General features: G+C 32.5%; 17 protein-coding genes. 9 read left to right on the forward strand and 8 right to left on the reverse strand.

Translation table 11 applies throughout. From position 1 onward, the window contains the following. Nucleotides 1-15: 15 nt before the first annotated feature. Entirely contained in the window at nt 16-1,272 is a 1,257-nt protein-coding gene (locus tag T367_RS0103315; protein ID WP_027418576.1) for a dihydroorotase, read from the forward strand. 6 nt (nt 1,273-1,278) lie between these two features. Then, nucleotides 1,279-1,851 carry a class I SAM-dependent methyltransferase gene (locus T367_RS0103320; protein ID WP_027418577.1) on the forward strand — a complete coding sequence of 191 codons (573 nt, stop codon included), beginning with the start codon at nt 1,279-1,281 and terminating at the stop codon, nt 1,849-1,851. Nucleotides 1,852-1,857: 6 nt separating this feature from the next. Here the strand turns inward: T367_RS0103320 and T367_RS0103325 are convergent, their stop codons facing one another. After that, on the reverse strand, nt 1,858-2,577 hold the full coding sequence (locus tag T367_RS0103325) for a hypothetical protein (RefSeq protein WP_027418578.1): 720 nt from the start codon (nt 2,575-2,577) through the stop codon (nt 1,858-1,860). 149 nt (nt 2,578-2,726) lie between these two features. On the opposite strand from T367_RS0103325, the gene mnmA reads away from it, so the two are divergent. Further along, on the forward strand, nt 2,727-3,914 hold the full coding sequence (gene mnmA, locus T367_RS0103330; RefSeq protein ID WP_035842267.1) for a tRNA 2-thiouridine(34) synthase MnmA: 1,188 nt from the start codon (nt 2,727-2,729) through the stop codon (nt 3,912-3,914). Here the strand turns inward: mnmA and T367_RS0103335 are convergent. After that, nucleotides 3,911-4,102, reverse strand: a complete 192-nt coding sequence (locus T367_RS0103335) for a hypothetical protein (RefSeq protein WP_027418580.1) — start codon at nt 4,100-4,102, stop codon at nt 3,911-3,913. The two genes, mnmA and T367_RS0103335, sit on opposite strands and share 4 nt — an antisense overlap. 139 nt (nt 4,103-4,241) lie before the next feature. Continuing rightward, on the reverse strand, nt 4,242-4,514 hold the full coding sequence (locus T367_RS0103340; RefSeq protein ID WP_027418581.1) for a hypothetical protein: 273 nt from the start codon (nt 4,512-4,514) through the stop codon (nt 4,242-4,244). A 206-nt stretch (nt 4,515-4,720) separates the two neighbouring features. On the opposite strand from T367_RS0103340, the gene T367_RS0103345 reads away from it, so the two are divergent. The 3 genes from T367_RS0103345 to T367_RS0103355 all read left to right on the forward strand — a co-directional run bounded on the left by T367_RS0103345 (nt 4,721) and on the right by T367_RS0103355 (nt 7,805). Then, a complete protein-coding gene (locus T367_RS0103345) occupies nt 4,721-5,845 on the forward strand; it encodes a site-specific integrase (protein ID WP_027418582.1) in 1,125 nt (374 codons plus the stop codon). Between the two features lie 126 nt (nt 5,846-5,971). After that, complete coding sequence (locus T367_RS0103350) at nt 5,972-6,931, forward strand: hypothetical protein (RefSeq protein ID WP_027418583.1); 960 nt, start codon at nt 5,972-5,974, stop codon at nt 6,929-6,931. A gap of 34 nt (nt 6,932-6,965) precedes the next feature. Then, entirely contained in the window at nt 6,966-7,805 is an 840-nt protein-coding gene (locus T367_RS0103355) for a universal stress protein (protein WP_027418584.1), read from the forward strand. Here T367_RS0103355 and T367_RS0103360 read toward each other — a convergent pair. Then, nucleotides 7,802-8,680 carry a cation diffusion facilitator family transporter gene (locus tag T367_RS0103360; RefSeq protein WP_051568330.1) on the reverse strand — a complete coding sequence of 293 codons (879 nt, stop codon included), beginning with the start codon at nt 8,678-8,680 and terminating at the stop codon, nt 7,802-7,804. The two genes, T367_RS0103355 and T367_RS0103360, sit on opposite strands and share 4 nt — an antisense overlap. Before the next feature lie 101 nt (nt 8,681-8,781). Between T367_RS0103360 and T367_RS0103365 the strand changes: the two genes are divergently transcribed. Continuing rightward, nucleotides 8,782-10,131 (forward strand): 1-acyl-sn-glycerol-3-phosphate acyltransferase, encoded by a 1,350-nt coding sequence (locus tag T367_RS0103365; RefSeq protein ID WP_157454111.1) that lies wholly within the window; start codon nt 8,782-8,784, stop codon nt 10,129-10,131. Here the strand turns inward: T367_RS0103365 and T367_RS0103370 are convergent. Then, entirely contained in the window at nt 10,115-10,807 is a 693-nt protein-coding gene (locus T367_RS0103370; protein WP_157454112.1) for a hypothetical protein, read from the reverse strand. The genes T367_RS0103365 and T367_RS0103370 overlap by 17 nt on opposite strands. 259 nt (nt 10,808-11,066) lie before the next feature. On the opposite strand from T367_RS0103370, the gene T367_RS0103375 reads away from it, so the two are divergent. Continuing rightward, the gene (locus tag T367_RS0103375; RefSeq protein WP_027418588.1) at nt 11,067-11,315 is read left to right on the forward strand and encodes a hypothetical protein; all 249 of its coding nucleotides are present in this window, start codon (nt 11,067-11,069) and stop codon (nt 11,313-11,315) included. A gap of 11 nt (nt 11,316-11,326) precedes the next feature. Here T367_RS0103375 and T367_RS0103380 read toward each other — a convergent pair whose 3' ends face one another. Then, on the reverse strand, nt 11,327-12,109 hold the full coding sequence (locus T367_RS0103380; RefSeq protein ID WP_072032156.1) for an arylamine N-acetyltransferase family protein: 783 nt from the start codon (nt 12,107-12,109) through the stop codon (nt 11,327-11,329). A gap of 417 nt (nt 12,110-12,526) precedes the next feature. Between T367_RS0103380 and T367_RS0103385 the strand changes: the two genes are divergently transcribed. Further along, a complete protein-coding gene (locus T367_RS0103385; protein ID WP_027418590.1) occupies nt 12,527-13,417 on the forward strand; it encodes a SprB repeat-containing protein in 891 nt (296 codons plus the stop codon). Between the two features lie 130 nt (nt 13,418-13,547). On the opposite strand, the gene T367_RS0103390 is transcribed toward T367_RS0103385, so the two are convergent. Together T367_RS0103390 and T367_RS0103395 are read right to left on the reverse strand one after the other, a co-directional pair. Then, nucleotides 13,548-15,014, reverse strand: a complete 1,467-nt coding sequence (locus tag T367_RS0103390) for a porin family protein (protein WP_027418591.1) — start codon at nt 15,012-15,014, stop codon at nt 13,548-13,550. Nucleotides 15,015-15,217: 203 nt separating this feature from the next. After that, complete coding sequence (locus T367_RS0103395) at nt 15,218-16,225, reverse strand: fatty acid desaturase (RefSeq protein WP_027418592.1); 1,008 nt, start codon at nt 16,223-16,225, stop codon at nt 15,218-15,220. Nucleotides 16,226-16,239: the final 14 nt, after the last annotated feature.

Here is a 16,239-nt window from a genome sequence, read left to right on the forward strand (position 1 = left end):
TTAACCTATTTTATTATGGAAATTCTACTTAAAAAGTGTAAAATAGTTGTCCTAAATCACCCTTTAAATGGTGAAACAAAGGATATCCTTATTCGCAATGGAAAAATTGCAGTAATTGAAAAGGACATTGAATCAAGCGAAGGACAAATTGTTGAATTACCTAATTTACATATCTCTTTGGGGTGGATGGATGCAAGGGTAAATTTTTGTGATCCAGGTGATGAAGTTAAGGAAGATATCACAACTGGATTAAGAGCTGCCGAGGCAGGTGGATTTACAGCAGTTGGCTTAACACCAAATACCAACCCTAGAATTTCGAATAAATCTCAAATAGAATACATCCGTCAAAGGTCAATACATTCGCCGACGGAAATATTTCCATTCGCTACATTAACAGAAGGGATGTTAGGAGACAACCTATCCGAAATGTACGATTTAAAGCAAGCAGGAAGTTTAGGTTTTACAGATTACCGCAATGCTGTTTCTGGAGGATTAATGTATCGGGCACTTTTATATGCGAAGAATTTTAATGGGAAAACAATTTCATTTCCTTGTAACCGATCCATATTTGGTGAAGGACAGATTAATGAAGGCAAAGCAAGTATTTTAACCGGCCTCTCTTCTATTCCCGCTATTGAAGAATACATTATCGTTGAACGAGACTTGAACTTAGTTCGTTATACAGAAAGTAGTGTTCATTTTACTGGAATTTCTACAAAAGATACTGTTGAATTAATCAGGAAAGCAAAAAAAGAAGGACTAAAAGTCACTGCTGACACTTATATCCATAATTTAGTTAAAATAGATTTAGATGTTGCAGGTTTTGACACCATGTTAAAACTGCTCCCTCCTTTAAGAACAGAGATAGACAAAAATGCTTTAATCGAAGGATTAGCAGATGGCACCATTGATTTCGTCTGTTCTGATCACACACCTGAGAATGTAGAAAATAAAGATGTTGAATTTGATCATGCGGATTTTGGTGCGATCGGTGTTCAACATTTCTTCTCTTTACTGAATAGTATTGAGAAACTTAAGCTGGCTGAAAAAATGGATATTTTAGCTACACGCACAAGAAAAGTTTTCGATTTAGATTTACCTGAATTGAAAGTTGGAGCGATTGCAAACCTAACCTTATTCAACCCTAACTTAGAATATATATTGACAGAGGAATCATTAGAATCAAAATCTAAAAATACTTTTTACATCGGAGAAACCCTAAAAGGAAAAGCTTATGGCGTAATCAACCGAGGTAAATTAACGATTAAATAAATCAGTTTGACAAAAATTAAAAGACATAAAACTACATTCTTAAAAACTTTCTTTAAAGAACGAAAACAAGTTGGTGCACTTGCCCCAAGTTCTAAATTTTTAGTAAATAAAATGTGTGATAAAATTGACTTTGAAAATGCAAAGGCAATTTTAGAATTAGGCCCAGGAACCGGTGTTTTTTCAAAAGAAATCCTCGCTCGCGCAAGTGCTGATACAAAAATAATTATAGTTGAATTAAACGAAGAGTTCTTTAAATTACTTCAAAAGAATTTGAAAGACCCACGCGTAATCTTAGTTAGAGACAGTGCCGACAATATCGATTTGATTTTAAGAGAAAACAATATAAAGCATGTAGACGCTATCTTATCTTCACTTCCTTTGGCTGTAATTCCAGAAAAAATTAAGAAACGAATAATCATCAAAAGCCATGCAATATTAAGAACAGGCGGCTCTTTCGTTCAATACCAATACTCGTTGAATGCAAAAAAAATGATTGAGAAAAAATTCGGTAAAATCAAGCTTGGATTTGTTACAATAAACATACCACCCGCATTTATTTATCACGCTACAAAAGCCTGATAAATCTTAAAAACCGTCTTTTATTTTAGTGAAGTGCTCATATTTAGATTTAATGTATGTGATCAATTCATAATCATTAGCAGTTTGTAAAAACGCCGTATTCAAATTTAAGAACTGTATAAATTCATCATAATCATCTTGTGATAAATTGATAATATCATTGTGTACATAAATTCTTAAGATTTCTTTGACCACATCCGCTTGTTGATCCTTAAATTCCATTTCTGCAATAAGCACTTTTGTTTTTTCCTTCTTACTAAAAGCCATGTATAAAGCAGTAATTGGACTTTGAATTGCGTTCGTAACTGTAACAACAGGGACTTCTCGCTTGGCAATATTTGCGCGCTCTTCCTTTAATTCTTCCAACGTTTTCAAAGGTCTTACGATAACCTCTTTACCCTGAATCACTAAAGGTGTTAATACAAGATCAACATGATAATTGTTTTGATAAACACTATCTTTAAAACTCAGGTAAATGGTTTTGTAACCACTCACAGAAACACCAACCACATTCGATTTTTTAACAGTGATTTTAAATTTACCATCGTGCTCACCAAATATGCCTTTTCCGACCGTTTTATTTATTACTACAACATTATAGAATCCTACTGAATGAATAGTATCTACAACTTGACCGGTTATTGTTACCAATGAATCATTATAATTTGATTGCTGGCCAAACCCAAATAAAGAAAAAACTAAAAATAAAACAACGATCCCTTTCATACTAACCACGAAGAAACAAATTTTGTTCCAAAATCCGAAGTTAAATTCTGTTAAAGTAAAAATAGCCCGAAATTTCAAACAAAAAAATATTTATGAAATTAGAATTTTTCAACACAAAACATTCTAACTAATTCATTAATTTTGCACTAATGAGCAAAGAAAATAAAAAAGTAGTTGTTGGTTTATCTGGAGGAGTAGATTCGAGTGTCGCTGCTTATCTCTTGCAAAAAGAAGGCTATAATGTCATAGGAATTTTTATGAAGAACTGGCATGATGATTCTGTTACAATTTCAGATGATTGCCCTTGGATAGACGATAGTCAAGATGCATTATTGGTTGCTGAGAAATTGGGTATCCCGTTCCAAACAATTGATTTATCAGTTGAATATAAAGAGAGAATCGTTGATTATATGTTCGCCGAATATGAAGCTGGCAGAACACCTAACCCCGATATTTTATGTAATCGAGAGATAAAATTTGACGTTTTTCTGGATGCAGCAAAAAAATTAGGCGCAGATTTTGTAGCTACCGGACATTATTGTAAAAAAGGTCAAGCCGCATCTGGTGAATATCAATTAATCGCTGGTGAGGATGATAATAAGGACCAAAGTTATTTTCTATGTCAGTTGACACAGGAACAATTGTCGATGGCATTATTTCCTATTGGCCACTTGCAAAAATCTGAAGTTCGAAAAATTGCGGCCGAACAAGATTTAATTACAGCGGACAAAAAGGATTCTCAAGGACTTTGTTTCATCGGAAAAGTTAAACTACCTACTTTTCTACAGCAAAAATTAAAACCTATTGAAGGGAATGTGATTGAATTGGATGCAAACCTTCCAATATATCAGTCGTACCAAACAATAACGAATGGAGGCGATTATAAAGCTTTGGCTGTTCCATTTATTTATACTCCAGAAATGGGAACAGTTATCGGTCAACATCAAGGAGCACATTATTTTACAATTGGTCAAAGAAAAGGCTTGGCAATTGGAGGTAAAACTGAGCCGTTATTTGTAATCGGAACGGATACTATTACCAATACAATTTATACAGGACAAGGAAGTGAACACCCAGGATTAAATAGAATGGCACTTTTTATTGAAAATGACGATATTCACTGGATTCGAAATGATTTTAAACTATCTATTGGATCGATTGAACCTTACAAGGTCCGAATACGTTATAGACAAGATTTAATGGATGCAGAATTACATCGTGAAGAAAATGGCTTATACATTCTTTTTAAAACACCAGTAAGTGGCATTAGTCCTGGACAATTCGCTGCATGGTACAAAAATGATGAACTAATTGGGTCTGGTGTTATTTCTCACTAATTCAAACTAAAAACAGTCGTTGAATTTCCTATTCTAGATTTTGGAAATTTATGATATCCTTTGACAATATCAATCAATTCGGCTACTTCTAAAATTGATAAATGAGAATCTGCACCTAAAAGTTTGTGCGTATCCAACTGAACTTTAGCTGTTCTAATTAATGTGTTTTTGATGCAAGACATATTCATATTTGAAAATTTATATTTCTTTATTCGTCTCAATTATTACGCCACAACTTAAAAAAGGTTATTCATTCTATTTATTTTCTATAAGGAATAAATCTCTTATTCAACCTTCGTAAAGTGCAACCACTTAATTTTTAATACATTAACTTCCCGTAGGTTTATAATAATTAACAGCTTTATTCTGCCTATTTTTTGATCTATTTTCCTTAATCATAATGAGCTTAGACCTTTTCCTGTCCTTTCCCTCCCCTATTCCAGTACGATTTTTATACGCTCTTAATTTTTGAGGTTCATCCGTCGGTAAAGAGATATCAAAAAATGCACTGGCCCTATTATATAAATTTGATTTGATTCCTTTTTTATTTAACCCCAACTGATTTAAATTGCTGATTATCCATTTTTTTATACCCATCATATCCCGTAATTTAATTCTATCGTTTACACTACACACTTAATCAATCGACCAACATATCTTAATTAGCACTTAATCGAGAACCTCTCAGTGAATTATATATCGCAAATATCGGACATAGTTACTACTCAAAATAGAAGATTAAGTAAAAACAATTATTAAATTTGCACTTAATCAATAATTAAGTCGTAACTTAATTTAATTAAGCCTTGAACTTATTCTCGACATATCACCCAGCCTTAATTGCTTTATATTCTTTAAACGATCAGTTTAAAGGAAACTTAGGAATTTACACTTTTTGTAATGACAAAGGTGTACATGCTTATATGTGTAAAGGTGAGGATCAAGAGAGTTATACGCATCAAGAGATTGACATTAGCGATATCAAACCTAAGATTCAAGACTTCAGAAGTCTGAAGAAAGAAATATTTTGGGGAGATAAAAACGACTTACCTTTCGTAACAAGAAGTAAGCAAATTCAACAACTATCTATTCAAGATGAGATTGAACAAAACGTCTTAATTTTTAGAGTTGACAGTGCGAATGATGACATATCAGATGTGTTTGCAATAGAATTTTCTAAATCATTTAGTAATTTCTACATTTCCAATAGTAGGAATAATTTGTCAAGTGAAATGAAACTAAGTATTGGAAAAACTATTCGAAACCAAGTGGTTTGGATTTACAACTTCTATAAACAACAGCAATTCAACATCGAAAAGATTCAAATCGCCTATCAAAAAAGTATTGATACAGTTATTTCTAAAAATGAAGAGATTTCGGAAATCAAACGAACGAATGATTTATTCATTAATCAATACATCCTTCAATTGATTGGCGAACACGAATCGAAATTTAATTGTGTTATAAAGTTTGCGCCAGACTTTTTGAATCAATTAAGTGAAACTGGAGTAAGATTAAATGAACTAAATGAAATTATCGATTCAGCTTGTTCAACAGCTTACGATTTATCACTTGACAAATCGAATATTTACCTTTCCGCTAACTTAATTCGCCCAATTCATTCTATACAAGATCAACAAAACAAGTCACACACGGTTCAATTAATCGGATTGAATAAAACAGTCGAGCTACTTGACAAGTACGAACGAGCAGCAAGAGAACTTGACCAATCAAACCAAAGAATAAATGGTAAGAATCTTGCTAAAGCGTTAAAAATTAGTGGACCTGCTGTTTCTGATGCTTTAAAAAATCATCACAAGAAAATTCATAAAGCGTTAGAAAAGAATCCAGATAGCTGGCCGTTAATCACGAATTACATTCGACCAATACGTGAAATTAAATGGAAATTAGCCAATAAAAATATTGGTTGAATCATTTCCTACTCTATTAAGTTTACATTGTATTAACAATCATCTTAAATGTTAATTTAGAATTAAAATACAGTTAACAGCTAGCCTACTCTAAAGAGGTTCTTTTGTATTCAAAATATAAATTGGATGGACAGTTCTACTTTAGTAATGTATTTAGGTTTTATACTAGCTGCTTATTCAGTTGTTGGCAATGATACAATTCAAACTTTAGGAACTTTCTTAAGTTCGAATGAACGAAAAAAATGGTGGATTCTCTGGCTATTCGCTGGTGGAATTTTATCTGCAACGTTAATTTATGGATACATCAACTATGCCGGAGACGTATCTTATGGACGATTAGCTAAATACCCATTACCAGTACATTTTTCATGGTATTTCCTTCTTCCCCCCATCATTTTAATGCTCTTAACTAGAACTGGAATCCCTGTAAGCACCTCCTTTTTAATCCTTACTTTTTTTAATGAGAAGAACTTATCTAGTATGGTACTTAAATCTCTGTCAGGATATTTAGTTGCATTTACCGCAGCTATTTTAATTTACGTGATTATTGCTAAGTCTGTAGAAAAACGTTTTATAGAAAATCCTATCACAAAACGGGAGACTAAAATATGGACGATTTTACAATGGGGATCGACAGGTTTCTTATGGTCGCAATGGCTAATTCAAGATTTTGCGAATATTTACGTTTACCTACCTAGAAAACTTGATAGCTTAACAATGATCTTATCATTGGTTATTATTCTTGGTATGTTAGCATACATCATGTCTACAAAAGGTGGCTCCATTCAAACAATCATTCGAACGAAAACGAATACTGTCGATCTACGTTCAGCAACCATAATTGATTTCACTTATGGGATTATCTTGTTTTATTTTAAAGAATTAAATTCAGTACCAATGAGTACAACCTGGGTATTTATTGGGATTTTAGCAGGAAGAGAGATCGCTATAAACTTAATGCTAAGAAGAGATGAAGGACGAAGATTAATGTTCAAAAATTTATTGATGGATCTCTTCAAAGTCTGTATTGGGTTAATTGTAAGTATTATATTAGTATTTGTTGTTAACTACCTAGCAAATAGATGATTTATTTAAAAACTGAAGACCAACAATTAGCACAATGAAAAAAATTTTATTCCCCACTAATTTTACAGAGCTTTCATTCAATGCCTTCACATATGCGCTAGAATATGCTAAAAAATCAAAAGCTAAACTAATCGTTTACCATGCATACAATCCATTAACATCAAAGGTTGAAGCTCAGAAATTCTACGACAAAATTGATATTGAAAACTTTATTAATAAAAAAGACAAATTCCAACCGTTTGAAAATATAAAGCTAGCACAACAGGCTAAAGAGGTTGAAATAAAGTACGTAGTGAATGAAGGAGATTTTTTAGAAAACATTAAAAAATACATTGCAAAACGTGAAGACAAAATTGATTTAGTGATTATGGGCACGCAAAGTATGCAAAATGGACTCTTTGAAATATTCATGGAGACGAAAACATTGAGCATACTGGAGGATATCAATAAACCTGTTCTTGCTATACCTGAAAAAGCGATTTTTGATGGCTTAATGAATAATATTGTTTTTCTAGTAGATTATAGAGAAGACGAAAAAAAAGCTTTAGAAGATATTCTCGTACAAGCCAAATTTTTCAAGGCTAAACTTCATGTTCTACACATAGATTTAGCCCATGGAGAATCAATCACACCATTAATGGAGAACTTTAAGAACTCTATAGAATTATCCCATTATGATAATGTAGAATTTGTTTCTATTGACTCCATCGATATCAAAGAAACGTTACAATCATATTGCTTGAACAATAAAATTGATATGGTTTGTTTGATTAACCACCGAAGGAATTTTTATCAAAGATTTTTTTCCTACAGCTTAACACAAGAATTATTGAGTCATTTCAGCATACCAATCATGGCAATATACGTGGACTAATTCGGTTCGACATGAATTAGCACATCTGCGATTTGTGGAATTTCTTGAATTAATTTTGATTTCAAATCGTGCGCAATTTTGTGCCCTGCTTTAACTGTTATTTCCCCATCAACAATCAGATGTAAATCCACATGATAAACAAGTCCGGTCTTTCTGACAAAACATTTCTCCGTTTCTATGACACCCGGAACAGTTGTAGAAATTTTTCTAATATCAATTATCATTTCATCGTAAAAATGCTCGTCCATCACTTCTCCTAAGGCAGGCCTAAAAATTCTGTAAGCATTATAAAGAATCAAAATAGAAGCGAAAATTGCCGCCCAATCATCTGCAGCTTCATATTCTTCTCCAAAGCAGAGTGCAAAACTAACACCTATTAGGGCTGCCACAGAGGTTATTGCATCGCCTCTATGATGCCAAGCTTCTGCCTTTAAAGCATTACTCTTCGTTATGCGTGCTTGGCGTTTAATTATACGATAAATCACTTCTTTAATTAGGATAACACCTAATAAAACGTAGACTGTATATGGCTTAGGCAAGCCGTGAGGTGTCATTATATTCTGGACACTATTATAGACAATTACAATTGCCGAGAGAATTAAAAACCCAACAACTACAAATGTAATTAGTGGCTCTGCTTTACCATGACCGTATGGATGATTCTCGTCTGCAGGCTTTGTTGCATATCGAATCCCGAACATGAACATAAGTGAGCCTAAAGCATCTAAAAACGATTCAATTGCATCTGCAATAAGCGCATAAGAATTCCCAAAATGACCAGCAACAAATTTAATAACGGACAAAACTAGATTCGTTATTAAACTAAATAAGCCCGTTATTTTTAAGCGTTTAACTAGCGCTTTATTCTTTGTTATATTTTGACTTCTATTCGAAATTTCAGATTGTTTTAATTCATTATTCAAAATTAAAGTTAATTCAATTGAACGAATCGATTTCTCTGATTATATTTAGTCTAATGATTTACAATTCACTTAAAGTATTGGTCAAGCTAACTACTTATGCGTATTTCAAACGGATAAAAATTGACGGCATTGAGAATATCCCACAAAAAGGTCCTTATATATTTGTCGCTAACCACCCCAGTGCTTTTATGGACCCAGTTGTTATCGCTGGCGCAATTAAACCTGCACTATACTTTATAGCGGCTGGTGAATATGTTGGCAAAGGTCTTAAAGGCTGGATTTTTAAGAAAATGCTACATATGATTCCTGTTTATAGACCAGATACACGACCAGGAGAAACATTTAAGAACAATGAAATGTTTGAGCATTGTTATACACATTTAAACAAGCAAGGCGCCTTATTGATCTTCCCTGAAGGAGTTAGTGTCACCGATCGAATCTTAAAACCATTAAAAACTGGTGTGATCAGAATAGCTAGAGGTGCTGAATTAAAAAATCTCGGGAGTCAACCTATTCCAATTGTACCTATCGGCTTAAATTATAGTAACCCACATGAATTTAGAAGTGATTTATTAATGAAAATTGGGGAACCTTATTTTATAAATAAAGTTTTTAAACGAGAAGACATTACGGAAAAAGAAAAGGTGGTTCAAGCTACTAACGAGCTAGAAAAGTTAATGCAAGACACCTTAATTCATACCGTGAACGATGAAGTTGATGCGATGTGGAAAAAATTGGATCTCACTTTTCTTCGCGATTTAAAGCAAGAACAAGACATCAAATTTTATGATCAGTTAAAAGAATTCGAACTCAAACAATTTTTTGTTTCTGCAATTCAATATTTCAGAGATAATAATTTATCCAAATACAATGATGCATCTGCGAAACTTGAATCTTACCTATTAAATCTTGATAGAGCTGGTCTTAATGACAAAAACATTGCAGAATTCAACCGAGAAATGAATTACAAAAAAATACTTTCATTTGCATTGGGATTACCATTTTTTCTTTTGGGTGCCATTTTCAATTTTATCCCTTATAATACAGTGATATTCTTATCTAGAAAGATAAAAATGAATACAACATTCAAAGGATCCATTACCCTTGCTATAGGTTTATTCACATTTCTTGGATGGTATATTGCGCTGACAATAATAATTGGCTATCTCTACTTCAGTTGGTTTGCTATTATCTGTCCTGTCCTATTCTATGCTACAGGTATTTATAGCTTGATGTACTTAGCAGCAATTCGACATAGTGCAAGCCGAAATAACTTACGCAAGTTATTCAGTAAGAACTCTACTTCTGTTAAAAACTTAATATTCGAAAGGAAAGAATTAATTGAATTATTGAAAGCATCTAAAGAAGAATTTGAGCAAGCTAATACTAATCAACTTCTTTAAGAATCCGTTTTAGAAACTCGCCTATTTCCATATTGTACGAACGAATTTCACCAACATTAAAAGCTCCTTTGTACAGGTGAAAACTTAAATATTGCCATTCTGGACGAGGTTTTTGAATAAAGGTTAACGAATTCGTCTTCATTCCTTTTTTCAAATCTATATTAACAGTATCATTAACACTCACCGCCATCTTCTTATAAGTCAACTCTTGAATCAACAACTTCTCTTCATTCACAGCAACATGATACCCATCAATATCTTTGTGATGACCAAGAAAACCAAATAAGTATATTTCATCTTTATTAAATAAGTCGAAATTCTCTTGTCTATCCTCTCTATTCAACCAAAAAACAGCAACTTCAATAAAATTATTCCCGTCTTTGCTATAAACGTCAGAATTAAGGACTCTAAAGGCGTTTCCTCCTAAACTATTACTTCTTTCTTTAATTTCTTTGAAAGCTATAGGAATAGTATGCTGTTCTATTCTAGAAAATTTAACCTCAATATTAGCTACCCATTCATATTTAGTTGAATCTAAATTGTCGGCTAAGTAATCAAACGACTCTACTTCGTCCAATACTTTAGTAAAACCCTTGTTAATTCCTTTTACTTTAAGCTTTTGAGCCGAAAGAGTCAAAGTCAGTAAAGACAAGCAAAACGCAAAAATGATTTTCATTTATTCTAATTTTATTTAACATTCCTTGGGTTTTAACCTATTCATACTCTATGTTTTAAGAAAAGGTTACTTCTCCGTTAAAATAAATCAAGCAAAATCTAAGCCAAAGACGTTAATCATGCATATATATACTTGGGCTTATTGCCTTTAGATATCCAAACAGGAGTGGTGTTTTAATAGAAAAAATCTATTTTAGCTATTCTTGAAGTTTCTTGGATAGCCTCAATTTATATCTTAAAAAAATTATATCTTTAAATCTATGGACTTAAATATTGGTGAAGAGTATTTTATTTACGAAAATAAGCAATTAAATTGTTTGATCGCGATATTAAAAACTGATCAGAAAATTATTAAAACTTATTGGAAAAAATACAAAGGCAAATCTGTCCTGGGAATCGAAACAATCAAAGGATATTTATTAATTCAAGATGAAGAGCAAGATTCTTTAAAAATAAACTTTAGCGAATCAAACAAATATCAAATCAAAAATTTAATTAAGTTCGATTAATAGTAATAAAATCAATCCGTTCGTTTCTGAATTAAAACACCATCTTCATAATAACCAAAAATGGATTCAAGTTTTTTATGGTAATCTGATATGGTATCAATAGAATCAATTTTCATTCGGTTAGCTATTTTGTGAATGAACTTATCTGATGTTAACGTATATCTTCCATTCAGAATAGGAATTGTAATCAACTTACGTTGTGTAAATTTTGAATCTGGACTGGTTTGATGATAATGACACATTTCAGTAAAATCAACCAATTCAAACGGATTTTCTTCAAACGAATATTGCGTTAGTTTTTTACCATATTCGGCTTTACTAACATGATAAGAACCATCTTCTTTTAATGCGATACAAAATCGTCCACGTTCATCTTGTTGCACACCTTCAAAATCCATCCGTAAAGGTTCGAATGAAAATTCACCAAACCCTACATCAACTAAGTATTTTATTTCATCAATCGTCACACAAATGGTAGCATGGTCAAAAGCAGGCCCAAACCCTTTGTCTTTAGAATAGACACGAGCAGATATTAAATGAGCATTAAAACCGATCTTTTTTAATAAGACACAAAATAATCCATTTAACTCATAACAAAAGCCCCCTTTTTTATTTTTAACTATTTTATCAAAAAGCGAATCGATATTTAAATTGATTGGGACTTTATTATGAATGTCTATATTCTCAAATGGAACAGTTAATAAATGAGACTTTTGTAATCGACGCAACGCATCGTAGGTTGGTACAATATCGCCAACATATTGAATGCGTTTTAAATATTTTGTAACGTCCATTATCATCTTAGTTAGGTTATCTTGAATATCTATACGTTTTTAAAAGCGCCATGGTTTGCTAACTGTAATATGTAGACATCGTTTTTTCGATTAACAAGATATTTTCACTGGTGAACACACTCTTCAATACGTTCAACAGCAAATATTTTATATTTACACCCCTGTCGAAAACTTAATTTTAACAGGTTGAAAGAATGAAATTTACACATTTTATTCATCTTTAAAACCATATGTTATGTAATAAACATTTTTTTTGTATTTTTTTCAAAACTACAAAAAAAACACAGCGATAATTATGTTCTAGTTAGTGACTAAAACTGGTTTTCCTAACTTCTTTCATCCTTTACATCAATATATAAGTCCTCTGCGTTATTACTCACAAAGTTTATTTATAATAATAATTTATTAAATTTAACCATGAAAAAAATAGTTATTTCAATTTTACTTGTTCTTACCGGATTCATTTCATTTTCACAAGATGAACTAAGGTTTACAGATGTTAGTTCGGAGGCTGCTTATTGCCGTTTGTACAGTTATCAAAACGGTAACGGTCAAGTTACGGCAACCGCTACCGGCGGCACACCAAACTATTCATATTTATGGGTAAATTTAACCTCAGGTGAATTAATTGACCGCGCAACATGGGGAGGTTTAAATCCAGGTGATTATTTAATTACAATTACAGATAATGATGGTACATCAATATCACAAACAGTCACCGTCGATTCGTTAAATCCAATAGCGAGTTTTGATGTCGTTTCAGATGATGTCGAACCAATAGATTGGGGATATATTGGAGCAGCTCCTGCTGAAGTAACTTTTGTAAATACTTCTCAATATTTCGCAAACCCGCTCAACCCATTTTCTGATACAACTTTCTTTTTTAGACCGCAAGGGTATGAAGAATGGGCACTCTATGAGGACTATTATGAATTTGCCTCATATACCTACAATTATGGCGGTATTTTCACGCCCTGTCTCGTATCTATAAATAAAAACGGTTGCCGTGATACCATGTGTACAACAATTGGTTTATTCGGTCCATTATCAATTGAAGGAAGTAATTCATCAAATATTATTTCAATTACAAGTCAATCTAGTACCAACCAGATATCAATTCAACAAACGGAAATTAAAAATGGTTCTTTGGTTAAAATATATAGTTTAAATGGTCAATTGATCACACAAGAAGAAATATATACAAATACTTCTCAAATTCCATTCAACGAAACAAGAGGTATTTATATTTTTGAATTCTATGAGAAGAATTCAATGCAGTTAATTGGTTCAGGAAAATTTAACTACTAAATAGAAAGTATATTAAAGCTTTGATTATTCATTTGAATATCCTAGCAAAACTTTTCACTCTAAATACTTATCGCTAAAACCGCATGTTTTAAAATTTTAATTGTCAAACAATTAGAAAGGATCATTTGAATTATTCAATTATATCTTCAATGGTAACATCACGCCCTTTTCCGACTTCAATTTCTAACAATATTTTGAACGAAATTTGTCTAGCAAAAGCACCTGAACCACCGTTTCCTAACAATCCATTTTCAATTGAAGGTGTTCTAAAATCAGCCACATTATAGTATTCTTTTGATGGTGTAAAGCCACACTCTACTCCTATCGTATAAGTTTTGTGACTTTTAGTCTGATGAACCATTCCTAACGATGCGTGATAAAGATTCCATTTACTTGACTCTATTCGAATCGTATTGAAAGTATAATATGGCTTATCATTGTATAGGAAGTCCGTTCTAAAACCAAAATAAATATCCCAAACACTTGATAGTTCTGACTCAAATCCGATTCCAAAATTTGATACAGCCCTTGTTTGTTCACTATAAGCTAAGAAATTTTGCTCACCAAAAAAACGATAAGTGATTGCTGGGTCTATTTCAGCTGGATAAGTATTAGGACTTTTATCCGGATCAAAAACGAAATAGGATTTACCGGAAAAAAACATTTCGTTTGTAAAATGTATCCAAGAGTTCTCTAGAATTTTATAACTAGCTCCAATAGCTAAAGATCCATGCTCTTTATGTATTGTTTTAACATTTTCTGCTCTATCAATAATAGTTATATCTGTTCCTAGTAATTGATCTAGTCCCCTAATTGAATAATTACGTGATACATCTGCTTCTCCAAGTATATTAAATGTAGGAGTTGTAAGCGTTACACCCAACTTTATGTTTTCCCTTCGATATGCCGCTGAAGGTTTAAATACACCCTTAACATTCCAATAATTGAAACTAATATTTGATCGAACGGAACTTGCTGTTCCAAGTGATCTATCTGAAGGAAGTACAGACATTTCATAATTATTGGCATATTTCACTTCCCTATATATGCCATAGTGCGCTATACCAAATGATAATTCATCATTAACCTTATACGAGACACCAAAACCACCCCAATATTCTATTATAGAATGGAATAAATTATATGACCCAATAAATCGCTCTTCCCCTTCAGTCTCAGCTATTATTTCATAATCCGCTTCATGCAGATAATCGTATTTAGCCGTATAATTCCTGCGAGAAATTAAAGCATAACCCAATCGTAATTTATCGCTTTTCCCAAAAGGAATGATTCCTGCAATTAAATTTGGAGCAGTTGAAAGTTGCGTTCCTTTTAAATTGATACCTGCACCCAGTGCATTCGTCGTTTTTAAATGTCTAATTCTATATGCGTTTACACTAATTGATAAGGAAGGATCTTCTACAAATGCCATAGCAGCCGAATTGTAATACGCAGTCGCATTATCACCTAAACCAGCAGTTGCTGCGCCACCTAACAAGGAAGCACGAGCGCCAAAATGTTCAGACCATTGATGATAATCTTGTGCAAAAGTATGAGTGAAAATTCCTAATAAAAAAACAGTAAAAAGTAAGCGCATATATAGGTTTATTCAATTCGATAAATATATCTAAAATAATTAAATCCGTTATTACTTTTAACAATCTTAGGGTAGTAAAACCTGATAGAATGCTCACCTCTAATAGAAATAGATATGATCATGTGATTTATTAATTCCACACTAATAAATCACAATTTAACAACTAAGTTTATTAAAACCTATTTCCATTTACTTTATGAAAATCAAACCGGTACACTTGCCTTCTTCAGCTTTCGATATTCACGAAATGAAATAAGTTTTTTACGATCTTCATCCCATAAGACACAGCGCAAATGATGAAACAATTGATTCAAATAAATTGGCTCTATGTCAAGATGTTTATTCGCTTCATTTGTTGCAGAATATAATTTATAAGAAGGAATACGTGTATTTAGGTGATGAATGTGATGGCAGCCAACATTACCAGAAACCCACGACCAGAACCTGCCTGTAACTAAATGAGACGAACCGTGAATAGATGCATTGTACAAATCCCATTCAGCTTCATTTTCCCAAAATGTACCTTCATACTGATGCTGTAAATAGAAAAATATTGCTGCAATAAAATTGAATAAGTACAATGGTATGAGATAAATAATAAGGAATGCGAACATCAAATTATTAATCCACAAAAAATAGAATACGATTCCATAAATCAAATTATGTACAATTGTGGCGATAAAAATTTGTTGCCCCAAATGAGGAAGAGGAATGCGTGGTGCCAAAACCCAAATTGCCGGTGTTATAAATAAACGCATAAAAATAGACCGAACGAAATGATACAATATCCGTTTTGACCTACTCGTATTTTCATACTCCGTAATAGTTAAAGTCCAAAGTTCAGGATTAATTTTTCTCTTTTCTAAATTACCAAGAATACCGTGATGCGTATTGTGTATATGATTCCAAAGGCGACTTGGTATCATAGTCATGAACCCAAATATAAGTCCTGCAGTCTTATTATACGATCGCTTAGTAAACAAGCTTAAATGCCCCGCATCATGCTGTAGAACGAAAAAACGACACAATAAAATAGCTGTAGGCAAACTTAAAACTAAAGCGAATAAAGGATTGTAGCTATACGCAACACATGCCAATGCAACAGAAAATAATAAAGCTAAAATTGTAAAAACAGAAAGGAAGAGTGACTTTTGATTGTCAGACACTTCAAATGAACGTAGTACAGTTATTATTTTAGATTGTGCATCCATAAGCCAAATAGGTT

Origin of the sequence: Crocinitomix catalasitica ATCC 23190, assembly GCF_000621625.1 — a bacterium.
Classification (GTDB): domain Bacteria; phylum Bacteroidota; class Bacteroidia; order Flavobacteriales_D; family Crocinitomicaceae; genus Crocinitomix; species Crocinitomix catalasitica.

What these genes read in the sequence shown, in the direction of transcription:
- T367_RS0103340 (WP_027418581.1), bottom strand. Translation starts at nt 4,514, where the DNA reads ATGATGGGTATAAAAAAATGGATAATCAGCAATTTAAATCAGTTGGGG.
- T367_RS0103315 (WP_027418576.1), top strand. Translation starts at nt 16, where the DNA reads ATGGAAATTCTACTTAAAAAGTGTAAAATAGTTGTCCTAAATCACCCT.
- T367_RS0103365 (WP_157454111.1), top strand. Translation starts at nt 8,782, where the DNA reads ATGATTTACAATTCACTTAAAGTATTGGTCAAGCTAACTACTTATGCG.
- mnmA (WP_035842267.1), top strand. Translation starts at nt 2,727, where the DNA reads ATGAGCAAAGAAAATAAAAAAGTAGTTGTTGGTTTATCTGGAGGAGTA.
- T367_RS0103355 (WP_027418584.1), top strand. Translation starts at nt 6,966, where the DNA reads ATGAAAAAAATTTTATTCCCCACTAATTTTACAGAGCTTTCATTCAAT.
- T367_RS0103375 (WP_027418588.1), top strand. Translation starts at nt 11,067, where the DNA reads ATGGACTTAAATATTGGTGAAGAGTATTTTATTTACGAAAATAAGCAA.
- T367_RS0103385 (WP_027418590.1), top strand. Translation starts at nt 12,527, where the DNA reads ATGAAAAAAATAGTTATTTCAATTTTACTTGTTCTTACCGGATTCATT.
- T367_RS0103390 (WP_027418591.1), bottom strand. Translation starts at nt 15,014, where the DNA reads ATGCGCTTACTTTTTACTGTTTTTTTATTAGGAATTTTCACTCATACT.
- T367_RS0103325 (WP_027418578.1), bottom strand. Translation starts at nt 2,577, where the DNA reads ATGAAAGGGATCGTTGTTTTATTTTTAGTTTTTTCTTTATTTGGGTTT.
- T367_RS0103350 (WP_027418583.1), top strand. Translation starts at nt 5,972, where the DNA reads ATGGACAGTTCTACTTTAGTAATGTATTTAGGTTTTATACTAGCTGCT.
- T367_RS0103335 (WP_027418580.1), bottom strand. Translation starts at nt 4,102, where the DNA reads ATGAATATGTCTTGCATCAAAAACACATTAATTAGAACAGCTAAAGTT.
- T367_RS0103380 (WP_072032156.1), bottom strand. Translation starts at nt 12,109, where the DNA reads ATGGACGTTACAAAATATTTAAAACGCATTCAATATGTTGGCGATATT.
- T367_RS0103395 (WP_027418592.1), bottom strand. Translation starts at nt 16,225, where the DNA reads ATGGATGCACAATCTAAAATAATAACTGTACTACGTTCATTTGAAGTG.
- T367_RS0103370 (WP_157454112.1), bottom strand. Translation starts at nt 10,807, where the DNA reads ATGAAAATCATTTTTGCGTTTTGCTTGTCTTTACTGACTTTGACTCTT.